Genomic DNA, 17270 nt, shown 5'->3' with positions numbered 1-17270 from the left:
GGAACGCGCCCCGCCCGGGGCGGGACGGGAGATCAGAGATGACCATCAACGCCGACGGCAGCCACGCCGTCCAGCCCCACACCGCGGACGCCCACACCGCCCCGGCCCGCCCCGTGCGCCACGCCGTGGTGGAGGAGGAGGTGCTCGAGCCGCTGCGCCCGGTGGACGGCTGGGGCTTCACCAACCGCGTCATCCTCGTCTCGGTGCTCGTCGTGATCATCGGCGACGTCGTGCGCGTGCTCACCGGCGGTCTGGGTGATCCGAACGGCTCCGTGGCGCTGGGCGAGACCGGCCGCGGCTGGGTCGTGCTGGTGCAGTCGTTCATGTTCGGCCTGGTGGGCGGCGCCCTGGCGGGCGCGGCCGGCTACCTGGTCGTGCTGCTGATGGGCGGGGCCGCCCGCTCCGTCGTGCGCTACGTGGTCGGTGGCGTGGTCGGTGGCTTCCTCGGTGCCGTGGGCCTGTTCGCGGTGTTCTCCAACACCGTCCTCTACGGGTCGGGCGTGCACCTGTTCTGGATGCTGCCGGTGGCCGGCCTGCTCGGCGGCCTCTGGGCGGGTCTCGTCTCCTCCCGCCGCTGATCCCGGACCCGGCGCCACCGGCGCCGGCCGCAGAGAAAGGCCCCGGTTCCGGCTCTCGCCGGGCCCGGGGCCTTCTCCGTCATCACTCGCACCTTCGATGAGGTGGCTTCAGCCTAGGAACGCGCCTTGGGCTTTCCAGGGGAATCGGCTGGGCGTTCCCTGGGAGTGTCGACCGCCCCGAGCAGGTGCGCCAGCTCGTCGGTGGCGGCGACGAGGGCCGCCCCGCACCGGTCCGCCAGCTCGTCCGTGCAGCGGTAGGCCGGCACGAGCGTGCTGAGCGCCCCGACCACCGTGCCTGCCACGCTGATGGGGGAGGACAGCGAGGTGACGTCCTTCTCCACGGAACGGGTGCGCAGCGTGTAGTCCCCCGCGGCCACGCTGCCGCGCAGGGCGTCGCCCACGGCCGTGCCCGCCAGGGGGACGGTGCGTCCGACCCAGTTCGTGTGGCGGACCGAATGCGTGCCCTCCACGATCGCCAGGTAGACGGCGGAGTCCGGAGGGGTCGTCACCGAGAGGTAGACGGATTCGCCCGTGGCGGCCACGACGTGGTCCATCGGCCCGCGGGCCAGCTGCACGAGCGAGTCCCGGGAGAAGGCCCGCGCCCCGAGCTGGATGAGGCGCACGCCGGGGCGGTAGGCGCCGTCGTCGTCGCGGGCCACGAAGCCGGATCCCTCGAGGCTGCGCAGCAGGCGCAGCGCCGTGGACGCCGGCAGCTCCGTGGCGCGGGCGGCCTCGGCCAGGCTCAGCCGGGGCTGCTCGGTGACGGCGGCGAGCAGGTCCAGGGCCCGGTCCACGGTGCGCGTCGAGGCGGTGGGGGTGGTGGTCATGAGAGGGAGCGTAACGGGTGCGGGACACGCGGATCGGGCTTGCGCGTGAGCCGAGTCACTGTTTCAATGTTCGGAAAGTGCATGCCGAGCCGTGAAATCACCGGGGCTACCCGTCCCGGCGGCGCACGCACCCCGTCGAGAGGAACTGCCATGGCCGAGGGCTTCACCCAGCACGACCCGTCCCGCACCATCCGCGCCCCACGCGGCACCGAGCTCTCCGCCAAGTCCTGGCAGACCGAGGCCCCGCTGCGGATGCTCATGAACAACCTCGACCCCGAGGTCGCCGAGCGTCCCGAGGACCTCGTCGTCTACGGCGGCACCGGCCGCGCGGCCCGCTCCTGGGAGGCCTACGACGCCATCGTCGCCACCCTCAAGGACCTCGAGGAGGACGAGACCCTCCTGGTGCAGTCCGGCAAGCCGGTGGGCGTGTTCCGCACCAACAAGTGGGCCCCGCGCGTGCTGATCGCCAACTCCAACCTCGTGGGCGACTGGGCCACGTGGCCGGAGTTCCGCAAGCTCGAGGCCGAGGGCCTGATGATGTACGGCCAGATGACCGCCGGCTCGTGGATCTACATCGCCACCCAGGGCATCCTGCAGGGCACCTACGAGACCTTCGCCGCGATCGGCCGCAAGCGCTACGACGGCTCCCTCCAGGGCACCCTCACCCTCACCGGCGGCTGCGGCGGCATGGGCGGCGCCCAGCCCCTGGCCGTCACCCTCAACGGGGGCGTCTGCCTGATCGTGGACGTCTCGGAGGACCGCCTGCGCCGCCGCATGGGCAAGCGCTACCTGGACGAGGTGGAGACGGACATCGACAAGGCCGTCGAGCGCGTCATGCAGGCCAAGAACGACGGCGAGGCCGTCTCCGTGGGCCTCGTGGGCAACGCCGCCGAGGTGTTCCCCGAGCTGCTCGAGCGCCAGAAGGCCGGCACCGTCGAGATCGACATCGTCACCGACCAGACCTCCGCGCACGACCCGCTGTCCTACCTGCCGATCGAGATCGACGAGAAGGACTGGCACGCCGAGGCCGAGGCCGACCCGGACACCTTCACCAAGAAGGCCCAGGAGTCCATGGCCCGCCAGGTCGAGGCCATGGTCGGCTTCCAGGACATCGGCGCCGAGGTGTTCGACTACGGCAACTCCATCCGCGACGAGGCCCGCAAGGCCGGCTACTCCCGCGCGTTCGAGTTCCCGGGCTTCGTCCCGGCCTACATCCGCCCGCTGTTCTGCGAGGGCCTCGGCCCCTTCCGCTGGGCCGCGCTCTCCGGCGACCCGGAGGACATCCGCGTGACCGACGAGGCCCTGAAGGAGCTGTTCCCCGAGAACGAGCACCTGCACCGCTGGCTCGACGGCGCCGCCGAGTTCGTGGAGTTCGAGGGCCTGCCGGCCCGCATCTGCTGGCTGGGCTACGGCGAGCGCCACAAGGCCGGCCTGCTCTTCAACCAGCTCGTGGCCGAGGGCAAGGTCAAGGCGCCGATCGTGATCGGCCGCGACCACCTCGACTCGGGCTCCGTGGCCTCCCCGTACCGCGAGACCGAGTCCATGCTGGACGGCTCCGACGCGATCGCCGACTGGCCGCTGCTGAACGCGCTGACCGCCACCTCCTCGGGTGCCACCTGGGTGTCGATCCACCACGGCGGCGGCGTCGGCATCGGCCGGTCCATCCACGCCGGCCAGGTGGGCGTGGCCGACGGCACCGAGCTGGCCGCGGCCAAGCTCGAGGCGCTGCTCACCAACGACCCGGGCATGGGCGTCATCCGCCACGTCGACGCCGGCTACTCCCGCGCCGCCGAGGTGGCGAAGGAGCGCGGCGTCCGTGTGCCCATGGAGGCCACGATCCGGGACTGACCCCGGTCACGTCGTCGGACGACGACGGTGCCGCCGCGCCGTCGCCGTCCGACGACTTCACCGCCGCGAGCCGGACGGGCGTCCGCCCGTCCGGCTCGCGATCGAAAGGACACCACGATGGACTCGTCCCGCCCCGCAGACCACGAGCTGCACACCGACACCACCGCGATGGCCGCGATCGAGGCCGACGCGCCCCGCCCGCCGGCGCGCTGGCGCATGATCGTCTACTCGGCGATCGGCATCGTCATGTTCTTCGTGCCCATCACGATCAACGGGGCGAGCTCCATCCCCCTGGACCACCTGGTGACCTGGGTGCGCGGGCTGCTCGGCCCGGCCGACCGCTGGGTGGGCCTGGCCATCATCGCCGCCGGCGCCGTGTACCCGTTCGCCTCGGGCCGCTGGCGGACCAGCACCACGCGGACGGTCTTCGCCCTCCTCGCCGTGCTCGGCCTGGTCGCCTCGGCGATGGTCGTGTTCGGCGTGGGCCCGAGCTGGATCCTGGACAAGAGCATCGGCCCGTTCCTGATGGACAAGCTCGTGGTGCCCGTGGGCCTGATCGTGCCCATCGGCGGCGTCTTCCTGGCCCTCGTGATCGGCTACGGCCTCATGGAGTTCGTGGGCGTCTACCTGCGCCCGGCCATGCGGCCGATCTGGCGCGTGCCCGGCCGCGCCGCCGTCGACGCCGTGGCCTCCTTCGTGGGCTCCTACGCCCTGGGCCTGCTGCTCACGAACCGCATGTACACCGGCGGCCGCTACACGGCCCGCGAGGCGGCGATCATCGCCGCCGGCTTCTCCACGGTGTCCGCGACCTTCATGGTGATCGTCGCCAAGACGCTGGGCCTGATGGACATCTGGCTCTGGTACTTCTTCGGCACCCTCCTGGTGACGTTCGTGGTCACGGCCATCACCGTGCGCATCCCGCCGCTGAGCCGCATCCCGGACGAGGTGTACCCCGGCGCGGTGCACTCGCCCGAGCAGGCCGTCACCCGGGACCGCTTCCGCGTGGCCCGTCGCGCCGCCGAGCAGACCCTCGCCGAGGCACCGTCCCTGCCGAAGAACATCTGGGTCAACTTCCGGGACGGCCTCGTGATGGTGCTCCAGATCCTGCCGTCCATCATGTCCGTGGGCCTGATCGCCCTGGTCCTGGCCACGTACACGCCCGTGTTCGAGTGGATCGGTGTGATCTTCTACCCGCTGTTCTGGGCGTTCGGGTACTCCGACCCCGGCCTGCTGGCCTCGGCCTCCGCCACCTCGATCGCCGAGATGTTCATCCCGGCCACGATGGCGGCCGGCCACGAGGACCTCGTCGCCCGGTTCGTGATCGGCGTCGTCTGCGTCTCCGCGATCATCTTCTTCTCCGCGGTGGTGCCTGCCATCCTGGCCACGGACATCCCCGTGAAGATGTGGCACCTCCTGGTGATCTGGGTCGAGCGCGTGGCGCTCACCATCGTGCTGGCCACGCCGCTGGCCCACCTGGTGGTCGCGCTCACCTGAGGCCCACCCCACCGCCCCACCCCCCGTCCGTCCCGCAGAGAGAGGCCCCATGCGCTCCACGCTCATCACCGACATCGCCGAGCTGACCACCGTCGACCCCGAGGGGCGGGTGCTCACGGACGCGGCCGTCGTCGTCGAGGACGAGCGGATCGCCTGGATCGGCGCCGCCGCGGACGCCCCGGACGCGGACGACCGGGTGTCCGTCGAGGGCCGCGCCGTGCTGCCGGGTTGGGTGGACTCCCACACGCATCTCGTGTTCGACGGGGACCGCTCCGCCGAGTTCGAGGCCCGCATGGCGGGCGAGTCCTACGCGGCCGGCGGCATCGGCGTGACCACCTCCGCCACCCGTGCCGCCTCGGACGACCGCCTGGCCGAGCTGGTCCGCGGCCGGGTGGCCGACGCGGTGGCCGGCGGCACCACGTACCTCGAGACCAAGACCGGCTACGGGCTCACCGTGGCGGAGGAGGCGCGCCACGCGCGCCTGCTGGCCGGGCTGCGCGAGGAGGGCCTCGTGGACGAGGTGACCTTCCTCGGCGCCCACCTCGTGCCCCCGGGCCGGGACGCGGAGGACTACCTCGACGACGTCGTCGGGCCGATGCTCGAGGCCGTGCGGGAGCACGCGGGCTGGGTGGACGTGTTCTGCGACACCGGCGCCTTCGACGCCGAGCAGACCCGCCGCGTGCTCGCCGCGGGCGTGGCGGCGGGACTGGGCGTGCGCCTGCACGGCAACCAGATCGAGCAGGGCCCGGGCGTGGGCGTGGCCGTGGAGTTCGGCGCCGCCTCCGTGGACCACGTCAACCACCTCTCCGACGCGGACGTCGAGGCCCTGGCCGGCACCTGGGCCGGCTGGGACCGCGCCTCGGCCACCGGCACGCCCGGCACCGTGGCCGGCTGCCTGCCCGCGTGCGACCTGTCCACCCGCGCCCCGCTGGCGCCCGCGCGCCGCCTGCTCGACGCCGGCATCGAGGTCTCCCTGGCCTCGAACTGCAACCCGGGCACCAGCTACACCACGTCCATGAACTTCAACGTGGGCACCGCCGTGCTGCAGATGCACCTGACCCTCGCCGAGGCCGTGCGCGCCGCCACCCTCGGCGGGGCCATCGGCCTGCGGGCGCAGGACCGCGTCGGCAGCCTCGAGGTCGGCAAGCGCGCCGACCTGCACGTGCTCGACGCCCCCGCCGCCATCCACCTGGCCTACCGCCCCGGCATGCCGCTGACCCATGCGGTCTGGCGCGCGGGCCGCCGCGCCGTCTGATCGACCGACATCAAGGAGAACGCATCACCATGACCACCCCTCCCGTCACCGTCACGCTCGGCACGTCCGGGGCCACCCTGGACGACGTCGTCGCCGTGGCCCGCCACGACGCCCGCGTGGTGCTCGCCGACGACGTGCTCGAGACCGTCGGCGCGGTGCGCCGCCACGTCGAGGCGCTGGCCGAGGCCGAGACCCCCACCTACGGCGTCTCCACCGGCTTCGGCGCGCTCGCGGACAAGCACATCCCGCTCGAGTCCCGCGCGCAGCTGCAGAAGTCCCTGATCCGCTCCCACGCCGCCGGCATGGGCCCCGTGGTGGAGCGCGAGGTCGTCCGCGCGCTGATGTTCCTGCGGGCCACCACGCTGGCCTCCGGCCGCACGGGCGTGCGCCCCGTGGTGGTCGAGACCTTCGCGGCCATGCTCAACGCGGGCATCACCCCCGCCGTGCGCGAGTTCGGCTCGCTGGGCTGCTCCGGTGACCTCGCCCCGCTCTCCCACGTGGCCCTGGCGCTGATGGGCGAGGGCGACGTCGTCGGGGAGGACGGCGCGCTGCGTCCGGCCGGCGAGGCGCTCGCCGAGGCCGGGATCGAGCCGGTCGAGCTGCGGGAGAAGGAGGGCCTGGCCCTCGTCAACGGCACCGAGGGCATGCTCGGCATGCTGATCATGGCGCTGGCCGACCTCGAGGAGCTCGCCGACACCGTGGACCTCACCGCCGCGATGTCCGTGGAGGCGCTGCTCGGCACCGACCGCGTGTTCGTGCCGGAGCTGCACCTGCCGCTGCGCCCCCACCCGGGCCAGGCGGCCTCCGCCGACCGGATGCTGAAGATCCTGGCGGGCTCGCCGATCGTGGCCAGCCACAAGGAGGGCGACTCCCGGGTGCAGGACGCCTACTCGCTGCGCTGCGCCCCGCAGGTGGCCGGCGGCCTGCGCGACACCCTCGCGTACGTGCGCACCGTGGCCGAGCGCGAGCTCGCCGCCACCGTGGACAACCCGGTGGTGCTCGACGACGGCCGGGTGAGCTCGAACGGCAACTTCCACGGGGCGCCCGTGGCGTACGTGCTGGACTTCCTGGCCATCCCGGTGGCCGACGTCGCCAGCATGTCCGAGCGCCGCACCGACCGCATGCTGGACCCGGCCCGCTCGCACGGGCTGCCCGCGTTCCTCGTGGACGACCCGGGCGTGGACTCCGGCATGATGATCGCCCAGTACACGCAGGCCGGGCTCGTCTCGGACATGAAGCGCCTGGCCGTGCCCGCGTCCGTGGACTCCATCCCGTCCTCCGCGATGCAGGAGGACCACGTCTCCATGGGCTGGCATGCCGCCCGCAAGCTGCGCTCGGCCGTGGAGAACTTCCGCCGTGTGCTCGCCGTCGAGCTCGTGGCCGCCGCCCGCGCGATCGAGCTGCGCGCCCCGCTGCAGCCCTCCGCCGCGACCGGTGCCGCCGTCCGCGTGATCCGGGAGGCCGGCGTCCCCGGCCCCGGCCCGGACCAGTACATGGCCCCGCAGCTGGCCGCCGCCGAGCAGGCCCTGCGCGACGGGTCCGTGCTGGCCGCCGTGGCGGAGGCGCTCGCGGGCGTGTCCGCCGACGCCGAGCCGCAGGACCTGGCCGAGGAGTCCGAGGGCGCCGAGGCCGAGGGGCACTGACGCCGCAGCGTGGTCCGACGCCGCAGAGTGGTCACGACACGCCGCGTGCGTCTGCGCGAGACGGCGTGTCGTGACCACTCTGTGTGTGGAGGGGCGGCCTGCGGGTCGGGTCGGTTGGCCCCGGCTCAGGCCGCCAGGTCCACGTCCTTCGTCTCCTTCATGAACAGGCCGGTCAGGCCGGTGAGGCCGCCGACCACCATGAGGTAGATCGGGAACGCGCTGGTCCACCCCTGCGCCGTCAGCCACGTGATCAGGTACGGCGCCGTGCCGCCGAAGATCGCGGTGGCCAGTGAGAGCATGGTGGCCACGCCCTTGGCGCGCACCGCCGTGGGCAGCGCCTCGGACCAGACGGCGCCGTTGACGCCGAACAGCAGCGCCACGGCCAGCAGGGCGATGGTCTGCACGAGCAGGAACGAGGCGAAGGTGCCGTCCAGCATGCCGAACAGCGGGAACGGCAGCACCACGAAGAGCAGGCCGAAGGCGATGACCAGCGGACGGCGGCCGACCCGGTCGCCCAGCAGGCCCGCCCCGAGGATGGCGGCCAGGAAGATCACCTGGGCCACGAGCGAGGCCGAGAGGGTGGTGGACTTGTCCATCTGATGGGTCACCTGCGCGTGCGTGGGCAGGTAGATCAGCCACGTGTAGAACATCAGGGAGCCGCCCGCGGAGACCAGGAAGATCGTCAGCAGGCCGCGCCGCACCGCGCCCGGCTCCCGGCGCGGGGCCTCGTCGGCGGTGGGCACCACCTGCTGCGCCGCCGTGAAGTGCTCCGACTCCGTCAGGCTCCGTCGCAGGTACAGCGCGTAGAGGCCGAGGACGCCACCGATGCCGAACGCCACGCGCCAGCCCCAGGACGCCACCTGCTCGTGGGAGAGCAGCGTGTTGATGGCCAGGCCCACGAGCGTGGCCAGGATCGTGCCCACCACCACGGACACCCACGACGTCGCCCCGAACAGCCCGCGCCGGCCCTGCGGCGCCCGCTCCACGAGGTAGGTCACGGAGGTGCCCATCTCGCCGCCGTGCGCCAGGCCCTGCAGCAGACGGGCGATGACGAGGATCACCGAGGCGAGGACGCCCACCGTGCCGTAGGTGGGGGTGAAGGCGATGATCAGGCTGCCGAGCGCGGTGATCATCATCGCCGCGAAGAGGCTGCGCTTGCGGCCCACCCGGTCCGCGTAGGCGCCGAACACGTAGCCGCCGATGGGGCGGGCGACGAAGCCCACCGCGAAGACGGCCAGGGTGGCGAGCAGCTCGGAGGTGGGGTTGTCCGCGTGGAAGATCTGCGCCGCGAAGACCGGGGCGAAGATCGTGTAGACGTTCCAGTCGTACCACTCCAGCGCGTTGCCGAAGTTCACGGCCAGCATGTCCTTCAGGCTCCGGGGGCGGGCCCCGGGCACGGGAGCGGGCCGGGCCGCACCGGTGGCCGCGGTGCTCATGACCGCCCCTCGAGGCCGGCCTGGGCATCGCCGTCGGCGCCGGGCACCCGCATCTCGAAGGTCTCCCGCACCACGGTGTAGTCGAAGTAGCCCAGGCGGGCGATCGGCTGGATGCGCGGGATGTCGATGCGCCCGTCGGAGGTGATGACGTCGTCGTCGATGTGGATGGTGTCCACGTGGGCGAAGACCACGTCGATGGTGCCGACGTTCGAGTCGCCCTTGATGCGGTGCGTCGAGTGGTAGCGGCACTCGAAGCGCACGGGGGACTCGGCGACCATCGGGATGGGGTGGTTGTCCGCGTAGACCTTGGTGACGCCGTGCTCCGCGATGCGGTCCCACTCGCTCTCGCCCGGCTCCAGGGCCATGGCGGAGACGTTGACGGCCTCGCGCAGGTCGTAGGTGGCCATGTTCCACACGAACCAGCCGGTCTGCTCCGCGTTGAGGACGGTGTCCTTGCGGCGTCCGTCCGGGTACTGGTTCGCGGAGAACATCACCATGGGCGGGTCGAAGGTGAGGTTCTGCCACTGGCTGTAGGGGGCGATGTTCTCCCGGCCGTCTGTGCTCACGGAGGACAGCCAGCCGATGGGCCGCGGCACGGTGGAGCTCTTGAAGGGGGAGAAGGGCAGGGGGTTGGCCTCGTGCTGCGGGCGGGTACTTCACGGGTCCTCCATGTGATGCCGGTAACAGGATGCGGGCCACGCTACGCCGCATATTCTGGATATATCAAGCGGAGGGGGGGGTAGCTGACTGCCTAGGCTGGGCCCCATGAACAAGTCGGAGGAGGCCTACGCCCGCCTGACGCAGAAGATCGAGACCGGGGAGCTGCCACCGGGCGCCATCCTCAGCGAGGCGGACCTCATCGCCGCCGCCGAGACGGGGCGCACGCCCCTGCGCGAGGCCGTGCAGCGCCTCATCCGAGACCACTGGCTCCTGGCCGGTGGGGGACGTGGCCTGCAGGTGCCCCCGATCTCCGTGGACGACCAGCTGGAGAGGCTGGAGGTGCGGCGGTCGCTCGAGGCGCTGGCCGTGGGACTGGCCTGCGCGCGGGCGGACGAGGAGCAGCTGGCCGCCGTCGCGGCCCACGTGCGGCACCTGCGCACGGTGGAGGACCTGGCGGCGTACGTCGCTGCCGTCGGGCGCTCGCACGAACTCCTGCGCACGATCGCGAACAACCGCTATCTCGCCGATTCCCTGGTCCCGCTCCAGGGGCTGTGCCGCCGGTTCTGGCTCGCCACCACGAAGGGCCTGCCCGACGAGGTCGAACGCGGCCGGGCGTTCTACGTCCCGGCGCTGGAGGCGGTGACCCGGAGGGACTCGGCAGGAGCCCGGGCCGGGGTGCTGGCCCTGCACGACTTCCTGGCACGCTCGGCACTGGACTACGCCGCCCGACGCGCGGCCCACGGCAGCGCCGAGCCCCCGGCCCCGTGGGCGGAGGGACGCTGACGCCCGCGGCCCCCCGCGCCGGAAGGGACCCCCGGCCCGCTCAGGCCAGCAGCGACGCGTCCGTCCGGTGACGGCTGACGATCGTGTGGATCAGCCGGGCCGCGGCCTTCGCCGTGCGGCCGTCCACGTCCAGGGCGGGGTTGAGCTCCACGACGTCGGCCAGGGCCAGCTTCCCGGACTGGGTGGCCTCCAGCGCGCACGCGTGGATCACCTCGTACGGCACGCCGAAGCCGGCCGGTGCGCTCACCCCCGGGGCGACGGCGGCCGGCAGCACATCCAGGTCGATCGTCAGGTAGAGCACGTCCACCGCGTTGATGAACGAGCGCACCCAGCGGCGGACGCCGGTGACGTCGGCGGTCTGGGCCTGCTCGTCGGTCACCCACGTGACCCCGCGTTCGCGCGCGGTGTCGAACAGGGCCCGGGTGTTGTTGGCCTCGCTGATGCCCACCACCGCGTAGGAGAGCTGATGCTCCGCCCCCTCGGCGTCCCGCAGCGCCTGCAGGAACGGGGTGCCGGAGCTGGGCCGCGGCGCCTCGCGCAGGTCGAAGTGCGCGTCCAGGTTGAGGATGCCCACGCGCGTGCCCGCGCCCACGCGCGTGGAGCCGGTCAGGCCCGTGATCGAGGCGTAGGCGGTCTCGTGTCCGCCGCCGAGCACCACGGCCAGGTCGTGGGCGTTCAGCAGCCCGCTGACCACCGTGCCCAGCTCGGCCTGGCCCGCCTCGAGCTCGCCCGGGGCGTCGTCGTCGCCGCGGTCCACGGACACGTCGCCCGCGTCCACGAGCGCGCCCGTGCCCTCGAGGTACGCGAGCGAGGCGAGCGCACCGCGCAGCGCCTCCGGGCCGTCCTCGGCGCCCACGCGGCCGTGGTTCCGGCGCACGCCCTCGTCCGAGGCGAAGCCGACGAGCGCCGTGGACCGCGCGCCCGACGTCGGAGCGCCGGCACCGGGGTGGCGCTGCGTCGTCGTGGGCTCGCCGCGGCCGTCGGCGGGGCGGACGACCTGGTGCCAGCGCAGGTGCTCGGGGGTGTCGCCGTCGGTGCGGCCGGTCCAGGCGGGGGAGAGGGACGAGGAGGGGAGCTCGGAGGTCATGGGCCCATCTCACGCCATCGACGGGCGGGTGCGCAACGAGGGCCGGACGACGCCCGACACGGGGCGTCGTCCGCCTAGCGGTCCAGTTCCTGGCGCCGCGAGCTGATCACGCCGGTGACGAAGCCGGCGAGGTTGAGCCCGCCGTGGAAGCGGGCGTGCTCGATCTTCACACAGCGGTCCATCACGACCTCCAGGCCCGCGGCCTCGGCCTGACGCGCGGCGTCCTCGTTCCAGATGCCCAGCTGCAGCCACACGGTCCGGGCGCCCACGCGGGCGGCGTCCGCCACCACCTCGGGGGCGTCGGAGGACTTGCGGAACACCTCCACGAGGTCCGGGGTGACGGGCAGGTCGTCGAGCGAGGCGTACACGCGGTGGCCGAGGATCTCCTTGCCGGCCGCGGCGAGCACGGGATTCACGAAGTAGACGTCGTACGTGGTCGAGCTCAGCAGGTACGTGGCCACGAAGTACGACGCACGGGCCGGCTTGTCCGAGGCGCCGACGATCGCGATCGACCGGGTGCGCCGCAGGATCGCCAGGCGCTCGGGGGCGCCGGGGCCGGTCCAGGTGCGCTCGGGGTGGGTGGTGCTCATGGCTCAGGCCTCCTGCTCTGCGGGGACGACGGCGCCGTCGCGGGCGCGGCCGGTGGCCTCGGTCAGGGCCTGGTCCAGGTCCCAGAGGATGTCCTCGAGGTCCTCGATGCCCACCGAGATGCGGATGAGGTCCGCCGGGATGCCCGCGGCCACGAGCTGCTCGGCGGTGAGCTGCTGATGGGTCGTCGTGGCGGGGTGCAGCACCAGCGTCTTCGCGTCGCCGATGTTGGCCAGGTGGGAGGCCAGCTGCAGCGCGGAGATGAAGCGCGACGCCGTCGCGCGCCCGGCCTCCGGGCCGGAGGCGCCGTCGTCGGTGTCCGTGGCTGCCGGGGCCACGCCGAAGCTGAACACCGAGCCGACGCCCCGGGGCAGCAGCTGCTGCGCGCGGGCGTGGTGCGGGTGGTCGGGCAGGCCGGCGTAGCGGACCCAGGAGACGCGCGGGTCCTCGTCCAGCCACTGCGCCACGGCCTGCGCATTCGCCAGGTGGGCGTCCATGCGCGGGGCCAGCGTCTCGACGCCGAGCAGCAGCTGGAACGCCGACTGCGGGGCCAGCGACGGGCCGAAGTCGCGCAGCTGCTCCGAGCGGAGCTTGGTGAGGAAACCGTACTCGCCGAAGTTGCCCCACCAGGAGACGCCGCCGTACGAGGGCACGGGCTCGGTCATGGACGGGAACTTGCCGTTGTCCCACGGGAAGCGGCCGGACTCCACCACGACGCCGCCGAGCGTGGTGCCCTGCCCGCCGAGGAACTTCGTGGCCGAATGGATGACGATGTCCGCGCCGTGCTCGATCGGCCGGATCAGGTAGGGCGGGGTGAGGGTCGCGTCCACGACGAGCGGCACGCCGTGCCGGTGGGCGACGTCGGCCAGGCCCAGCAGGTCCACGACGTCACCGGAGGGGTTGGCGACGATCTCCGTGTAGACGGCCTTGGTGTTGGGCTGGAGGGCGGCCTCGAAGTCCGCGGCCTCGGCGGAGTCCACGAACGTGGTCTCGACGCCGAACCGGCGCAGGGACACGTCCAGCTGGGTGATCGTGCCGCCGTAGAGCTTCGAGGACGCCACGATGTGGTCGCCGGCCCCGGCGAGGGCCGCGAAGGTGACGAACTCGGCAGCCATGCCGGACGCCGTCGCGACGGCCCCGATCCCGCCCTCGAGCGTGGCGACCCGCTCCTCGAACGCGGCGACCGTGGGGTTGCCGATCCGCGAGTAGATGTTGCCGTACTTCTGCAGCGCGAAGAGGTTGGCGGCGTCCTCGGCGGACTCGAACACGAAGGAGCTGGTCTGGTGGATCGGCACCGCGCGGGAGCCGTGGACGGCATCCGGGACGGCGCCCGCGTGCAGCGCCTGGGTGCGGAAGCCGAACTCGTGGTCAGCCACGGGGGTCCTTTCGATGGAGGCTTCGGGACAGTCCGCCCCATTGTCCCGGGCGAGGCGCGCCGGGGGCAGGGTGGGCACGTCGCAGAGCGTCACGCGGCGCCGGCCGGTGCCGTGCAACGCGGGTTGAGTTATCACCGGTTACGCGGGCCTGGACCCGTGACAACTCAACCCGCGTTGGACGGGACCCGTGACAACTCAACCCGTGTTGGCCGCGGGGGCGGATCAGCGCGTGCGGGCGAGCCGACGCCGGACCAGCCCCACGATCCGCCCGAACCCAGCGCGCTGGTCCTCCCAGGTGCAGCGCAGGGTCGTCCATTCCCGCTCGAGGCAGTACGCGTCCCGACGGGCGTCCCTCGCCTGCTGCTGAGCCGTGCGGTGGCCGGCGCCGTCGTACTGGAGGGCCAGGCGCGCCCCCCGGTACCCGAGGTCCACGACGGGCGAGGCCGGGTCGGCCGGGTCGACGGCGACCTGCAGCTCCGGCTCCGGCAGCCCGGCCCGGATCAGCGCGAGCCGGAGGAAGGTCTCGGGCGGGGAGTCGGCCCCGACGCGCACCTCCGCCAGCGCGGCACGTGCGAGACGGACACCCGGCCGGCCACGGCAGCGGGCGAGCACCTCCGACAGCTCGGACACGGTGGCCACGGGGTCCGCCCGGCCCGTCGGCGTCCACGGCGGACGCACCACGTGGTCGCCGGCCGCGATGAGCCAGTCCACCTCGTGGGGGCGGAGCATCCCGGCGAGGTCGAACCAGGTGCGCGCCGCCGTCGTGACGCGCTGGCCGTCGGGAAGCTCGAGCACGTGGTCGGAGGGCAGCCGCACCCGGTGGCTGACGACGCCGTCCAGGTCGGTCCGGTGCGTGCGCGCGGAGCGGTCGAAGGTCAGGTGCAGTCCGGCGGGCCGCGCGAGGCGGGGCGGCAGCGGCAGTCCGTGCCAGAGGGCGGCAGAGACGTGGGAGACCACCCCGCCCGTGAGGCGGACCAGCGCGGCCGCGCCGTCCGGGGCGCACGGGTCGGGGATGCCCGCGGTGTGCACGCCGCGGCAGATCCGGGCGAGGTCTGCCGCGAGGGTGCGGCGCCACGGCAGGCCGGCGGCGTGCAGCTCGGCCGTCGTGAAGGCGCCCGCGGCGAGGGTGGACGGCAGGGGCGTGCGCGCGGTCATGGGGTGAGCCTGCCGCCCCCGGGCCCTGCGACGGACCGGACCGACGCGCCCTGGGGAGGGCCGCCGTCGTCGTGGTGGCTGTGCAGGAGCGGCCGGCCCGCCGGACACGGCGGCCCCGGCGCGACGCGGGTTGAGTTATCACGGGTGCGCGCCGCCTGGACCGGTGATAACTCAACCCGCGTTGCGGGCGAGAGGTCGGCCCGTCGGTCACGGCGTGCGGTCGACCGGCACCAGCTCCACGTCCTCGAGCCGACCGCCCCGCACCACCGCGCGCATGAGCGTGCACACCGGCTGCCGTCGCCGGTCCGTGCAGGAGCCGGGGTTCAGCAGCCGCAGGCCCGGGTTCGCGGTCTCCGGCCCGGCCACGGTGTCCCACGGGATATGGCTGTGCCCGAAGACCAGCACGTCCGCGTCCGGGAACGCCGCGGCCATGCGGCGCTCGCGGCCGGCCGCCGGGCCCGTCTCGTGGACCATCGCGATCCGCACCCCGCCGATCTCCACGCGCGCCACCTCGGGCAGCCGCGCCCGCAGCCCCGGCCCGTCGTTGTTGCCCCACACGCCCACCAGCCGGGCGGCCCGTGCGTCGAGGTCGTCGAGCACGTCCTCGGCCACCCAGTCGCCGGCGTGGAGCACGACGTCGGCCCGCGCCACCCCGGCCCACACCTGCGCGGGCAGGGCGCGGGCACGCCGCGGGATGTGGGTGTCGGCGATCAGGAGCAGGCGGACGGCGACGTCGTCGGACACGGTCCGCCTCACCGCGCGGCGAACGCGCCGAGCCAGAGCGCCAGCGGCAGGCCGATGATGAACACGGCCACGAATCCGCGCACCAGCCACCGGCCCACCGGGGTGGCGAGGTTGACCGTCACGCCCACGCCGTAGCCGGGGCGTTTGGCGGGGAAGACGGCCGGATCGTCGGGGTCGCGCTTGAGCCCCAGGGGCGTCCACACCTCGTCCTCGGCGCGTTCCGCGGCCGTGGGCCGGTACCCGAGCTCCGCCGCGACGCGGTCCGACCAGCGCGTCCACCGCTGCGTGCCGGCCCGCATCGCCGGGAAGACGCCCACCATGAGCACGGTCAGCGTGAGGGGCAGGATCCACCACGGCATCGTCCACGCCCCGGCGGCGAGCACCTCGGCCGTCATCGGGGCCAGCACCAGCACGATGAGCACGCACGACCACCCGAGGCTTTCCTGGACCCCGCGGTGCACCCCCGCCTGGCGCACGCGCCGCCACGGGGACAGCGCCGGATCCGTGGGGACGAGGGCGGTGACCATCGCGGAGACCAGGGCCAGGAACCCCGTCACGCCGAGGCCGATCAGCGGCCCCACCGCCACCGTGCCGAACGAGGTGTCCTCCCACGCATCCGGTCGCCCGTCGACGCCCCAGTGCGTGGGCACCCGCTCCGGCAGGCCCGGCAGGGCGACGAGGGCCCACCCCAGCAGCGCCAGGCACAGTGCGGCCGCGAGCAGGAACGGCAGCCACGGACGCAGCCGGCCACGGCGCAGGGCGGCGCGCTCGGCGGCGGGGACGTCGTCGGGAGTGGGACGGGGCGGGTGGGGCATCGACCCAGGCTAGCCGCGGCCCCCGCCCGCCACACCCGGTGACCGGCTCGTCCAGACGGCGGCCGCGCACGCCGCGATCACCAGCAGCATCCCCGCCAGGTCCAGCGGGGTGAGCTCCTGCCCGCGCACGGCCCACGCGGTCAGCGCCGCTGCGATCGGCGAGAGGCACGTCAGCAGGGAGAACAGTGCGGTCGGCATGCGGCGCAGCACCTGCAGGTCGATCCCGTACGGCACCGCCGTGGACAGCAGCGCCACGGCCAGCCCCACGCCCAGCACCACGGGAGAGAGCAGGGCCGCCCCCGCCGTCGCGACGCCGACCGGCAGCGCCACGAGGGACCCGGCCGCCGTCGCCAGGGCCAGCCCCTGCACCCCCGGCAGATGGGTCCCCGCACGCTGCGAGAGCAGGATGTATGCCGCCCAGCACGCCGCCGCGGCCAGCGCGAGCGCCACCCCCACCGGGTCCAGTCCCGCCCCGCCGATCCCGCCGTCCGCGCTGAACCCCTCCCGGCCGAGCACCCCGATCCCGGCGAGCGCGAGGGCCGCCCACGCCGCCGACCGCCACGACGGCCTCGCCGCCACGGACAGCGCCAGCGGCCCGAGCACCTCGAACGTCACGGCCACGCCCTGCGGGATCCGCGCGAACGCCTCGTAGATGGCCAGGTTCATGCCGGTCATGGCCGCGCCCAGCCCGACGACGGCGGCCCACCCCCGGGGGCCCAGGCCGGCGAGGGCGGCGCGGCTCGGCCGGGTGACGAGCAGCAGCACGGCCGCGGAGAACACCACGCGCAGGGCGACCATGGCGGACGCGCCGACGTCGTCGAACAGCAGGCCCGCCACGGACGCGCCGAGCTGCTGGCTCAGCAGCGAGAGCAGGACGAGCAGGACGAGACGCACGCCCACAGCCTAGGGGCGCGCCGCGCCACCCCGGCCCCGGCCGGCGCGGGACCGCTGCTGCCGGAGGACCACCGGGGGGCCCGGTTC

16 protein-coding genes are annotated in these 17270 nt (G+C 73.8%); 6 read left to right on the top strand and 10 right to left on the bottom strand.

All coding sequences use genetic code 11. The features are described from left to right. The first annotated feature begins 38 nt into the window (after positions 1–38). On the top strand, positions 39–578 hold the full coding sequence (locus MF605_RS05345) for a hypothetical protein (protein WP_134416807.1): 540 nt from the start codon (positions 39–41) through the stop codon (positions 576–578). Positions 579–691: 113 nt separating this feature from the next. On the opposite strand, the gene MF605_RS05340 is transcribed toward MF605_RS05345, so the two are convergent. Beyond that, entirely contained in the window at positions 692–1405 is a 714-nt protein-coding gene (locus tag MF605_RS05340) for an IclR family transcriptional regulator (protein ID WP_134416806.1), read from the bottom strand. Between the two features lie 150 nt (positions 1406–1555). Here MF605_RS05340 and hutU point away from each other — a divergent pair, with 150 nt between their 5' ends. The 4 genes from hutU (at position 1556) to hutH (ending at position 7645) form a co-directional block, all read left to right on the top strand. Continuing rightward, the gene (hutU, locus tag MF605_RS05335; protein WP_134416805.1) at positions 1556–3253 is read left to right on the top strand and encodes a urocanate hydratase; all 1698 of its coding nucleotides are present in this window, start codon (positions 1556–1558) and stop codon (positions 3251–3253) included. Positions 3254–3370: 117 nt separating this feature from the next. After that, the gene (locus tag MF605_RS05330) at positions 3371–4747 is read left to right on the top strand and encodes a YjiH family protein (RefSeq protein ID WP_134416804.1); all 1377 of its coding nucleotides are present in this window, start codon (positions 3371–3373) and stop codon (positions 4745–4747) included. Between the two features lie 49 nt (positions 4748–4796). Beyond that, entirely contained in the window at positions 4797–6002 is a 1206-nt protein-coding gene (gene hutI, locus MF605_RS05325) for an imidazolonepropionase (RefSeq protein WP_134416803.1), read from the top strand. Positions 6003–6031: 29 nt separating this feature from the next. Next, a complete protein-coding gene (gene hutH / locus MF605_RS05320) occupies positions 6032–7645 on the top strand; it encodes a histidine ammonia-lyase (RefSeq protein WP_134416802.1) in 1614 nt (537 codons plus the stop codon). A 125-nt stretch (positions 7646–7770) separates the two neighbouring features. On the opposite strand, the gene MF605_RS05315 is transcribed toward hutH, so the two are convergent. Together MF605_RS05315 and MF605_RS05310 are read right to left on the bottom strand one after the other, a co-directional pair. After that, complete coding sequence (locus MF605_RS05315) at positions 7771–9081, bottom strand: MFS transporter (protein ID WP_134416801.1); 1311 nt, start codon at positions 9079–9081, stop codon at positions 7771–7773. Beyond that, the gene (locus MF605_RS05310) at positions 9078–9707 is read right to left on the bottom strand and encodes a flavin reductase family protein (protein ID WP_134416800.1); all 630 of its coding nucleotides are present in this window, start codon (positions 9705–9707) and stop codon (positions 9078–9080) included. The genes MF605_RS05315 and MF605_RS05310 overlap by 4 nt, the downstream gene beginning before the upstream one ends. A gap of 139 nt (positions 9708–9846) precedes the next feature. Between MF605_RS05310 and MF605_RS05305 the strand changes: the two genes are divergently transcribed. After that, entirely contained in the window at positions 9847–10524 is a 678-nt protein-coding gene (locus MF605_RS05305) for a GntR family transcriptional regulator (RefSeq protein WP_063189876.1), read from the top strand. Positions 10525–10564: 40 nt separating this feature from the next. On the opposite strand, the gene hutG is transcribed toward MF605_RS05305, so the two are convergent. The 7 genes from hutG to MF605_RS05270 form a co-directional block, all read right to left on the bottom strand. Further along, positions 10565–11611, bottom strand: a complete 1047-nt coding sequence (gene hutG / locus MF605_RS05300) for a formimidoylglutamase (protein ID WP_134416799.1) — start codon at positions 11609–11611, stop codon at positions 10565–10567. Positions 11612–11685: 74 nt separating this feature from the next. Next, positions 11686–12201, bottom strand: a complete 516-nt coding sequence (locus MF605_RS05295; RefSeq protein WP_041104443.1) for a CoA-binding protein — start codon at positions 12199–12201, stop codon at positions 11686–11688. 3 nt (positions 12202–12204) lie between these two features. Continuing rightward, the gene (locus tag MF605_RS05290; protein WP_134416798.1) at positions 12205–13575 is read right to left on the bottom strand and encodes an O-acetylhomoserine aminocarboxypropyltransferase/cysteine synthase family protein; all 1371 of its coding nucleotides are present in this window, start codon (positions 13573–13575) and stop codon (positions 12205–12207) included. Positions 13576–13797: 222 nt separating this feature from the next. Continuing rightward, a complete protein-coding gene (locus tag MF605_RS05285; RefSeq protein WP_134416796.1) occupies positions 13798–14730 on the bottom strand; it encodes a hypothetical protein in 933 nt (310 codons plus the stop codon). 207 nt (positions 14731–14937) lie between these two features. Beyond that, entirely contained in the window at positions 14938–15474 is a 537-nt protein-coding gene (locus MF605_RS05280) for a metallophosphoesterase family protein (RefSeq protein WP_134416794.1), read from the bottom strand. Positions 15475–15482: 8 nt separating this feature from the next. Further along, a complete protein-coding gene (locus MF605_RS05275) occupies positions 15483–16289 on the bottom strand; it encodes a DUF1648 domain-containing protein (protein WP_095695244.1) in 807 nt (268 codons plus the stop codon). Between the two features lie 9 nt (positions 16290–16298). Then, the gene (locus MF605_RS05270; RefSeq protein ID WP_095695245.1) at positions 16299–17183 is read right to left on the bottom strand and encodes an EamA family transporter; all 885 of its coding nucleotides are present in this window, start codon (positions 17181–17183) and stop codon (positions 16299–16301) included. Positions 17184–17270 lie beyond the last annotated feature (87 nt).

This window comes from Micrococcus luteus (genome assembly GCF_022664405.1).
Classification (GTDB): domain Bacteria; phylum Actinomycetota; class Actinomycetes; order Actinomycetales; family Micrococcaceae; genus Micrococcus; species Micrococcus luteus.
Note: the sequence above shows the minus strand (reverse complement) of the source record. Positions and strands in the feature narration are given on the sequence as shown.

Coding starts and splice junctions, on each gene's coding strand:
- MF605_RS05330 (WP_134416804.1), top strand. CDS start 3,371: ATGGACTCGTCCCGCCCCGCAGACCACGAGCTGCACACCGACACCACC.
- hutH (WP_134416802.1), top strand. CDS start 6,032: ATGACCACCCCTCCCGTCACCGTCACGCTCGGCACGTCCGGGGCCACC.
- hutI (WP_134416803.1), top strand. CDS start 4,797: ATGCGCTCCACGCTCATCACCGACATCGCCGAGCTGACCACCGTCGAC.
- MF605_RS05345 (WP_134416807.1), top strand. CDS start 39: ATGACCATCAACGCCGACGGCAGCCACGCCGTCCAGCCCCACACCGCG.
- MF605_RS05305 (WP_063189876.1), top strand. CDS start 9,847: ATGAACAAGTCGGAGGAGGCCTACGCCCGCCTGACGCAGAAGATCGAG.
- MF605_RS05315 (WP_134416801.1), bottom strand. CDS start 9,081: ATGAGCACCGCGGCCACCGGTGCGGCCCGGCCCGCTCCCGTGCCCGGG.
- MF605_RS05295 (WP_041104443.1), bottom strand. CDS start 12,201: ATGAGCACCACCCACCCCGAGCGCACCTGGACCGGCCCCGGCGCCCCC.
- hutU (WP_134416805.1), top strand. CDS start 1,556: ATGGCCGAGGGCTTCACCCAGCACGACCCGTCCCGCACCATCCGCGCC.
- MF605_RS05275 (WP_095695244.1), bottom strand. CDS start 16,289: ATGCCCCACCCGCCCCGTCCCACTCCCGACGACGTCCCCGCCGCCGAG.
- MF605_RS05340 (WP_134416806.1), bottom strand. CDS start 1,405: ATGACCACCACCCCCACCGCCTCGACGCGCACCGTGGACCGGGCCCTG.
- MF605_RS05285 (WP_134416796.1), bottom strand. CDS start 14,730: ATGACCGCGCGCACGCCCCTGCCGTCCACCCTCGCCGCGGGCGCCTTC.
- hutG (WP_134416799.1), bottom strand. CDS start 11,611: ATGACCTCCGAGCTCCCCTCCTCGTCCCTCTCCCCCGCCTGGACCGGC.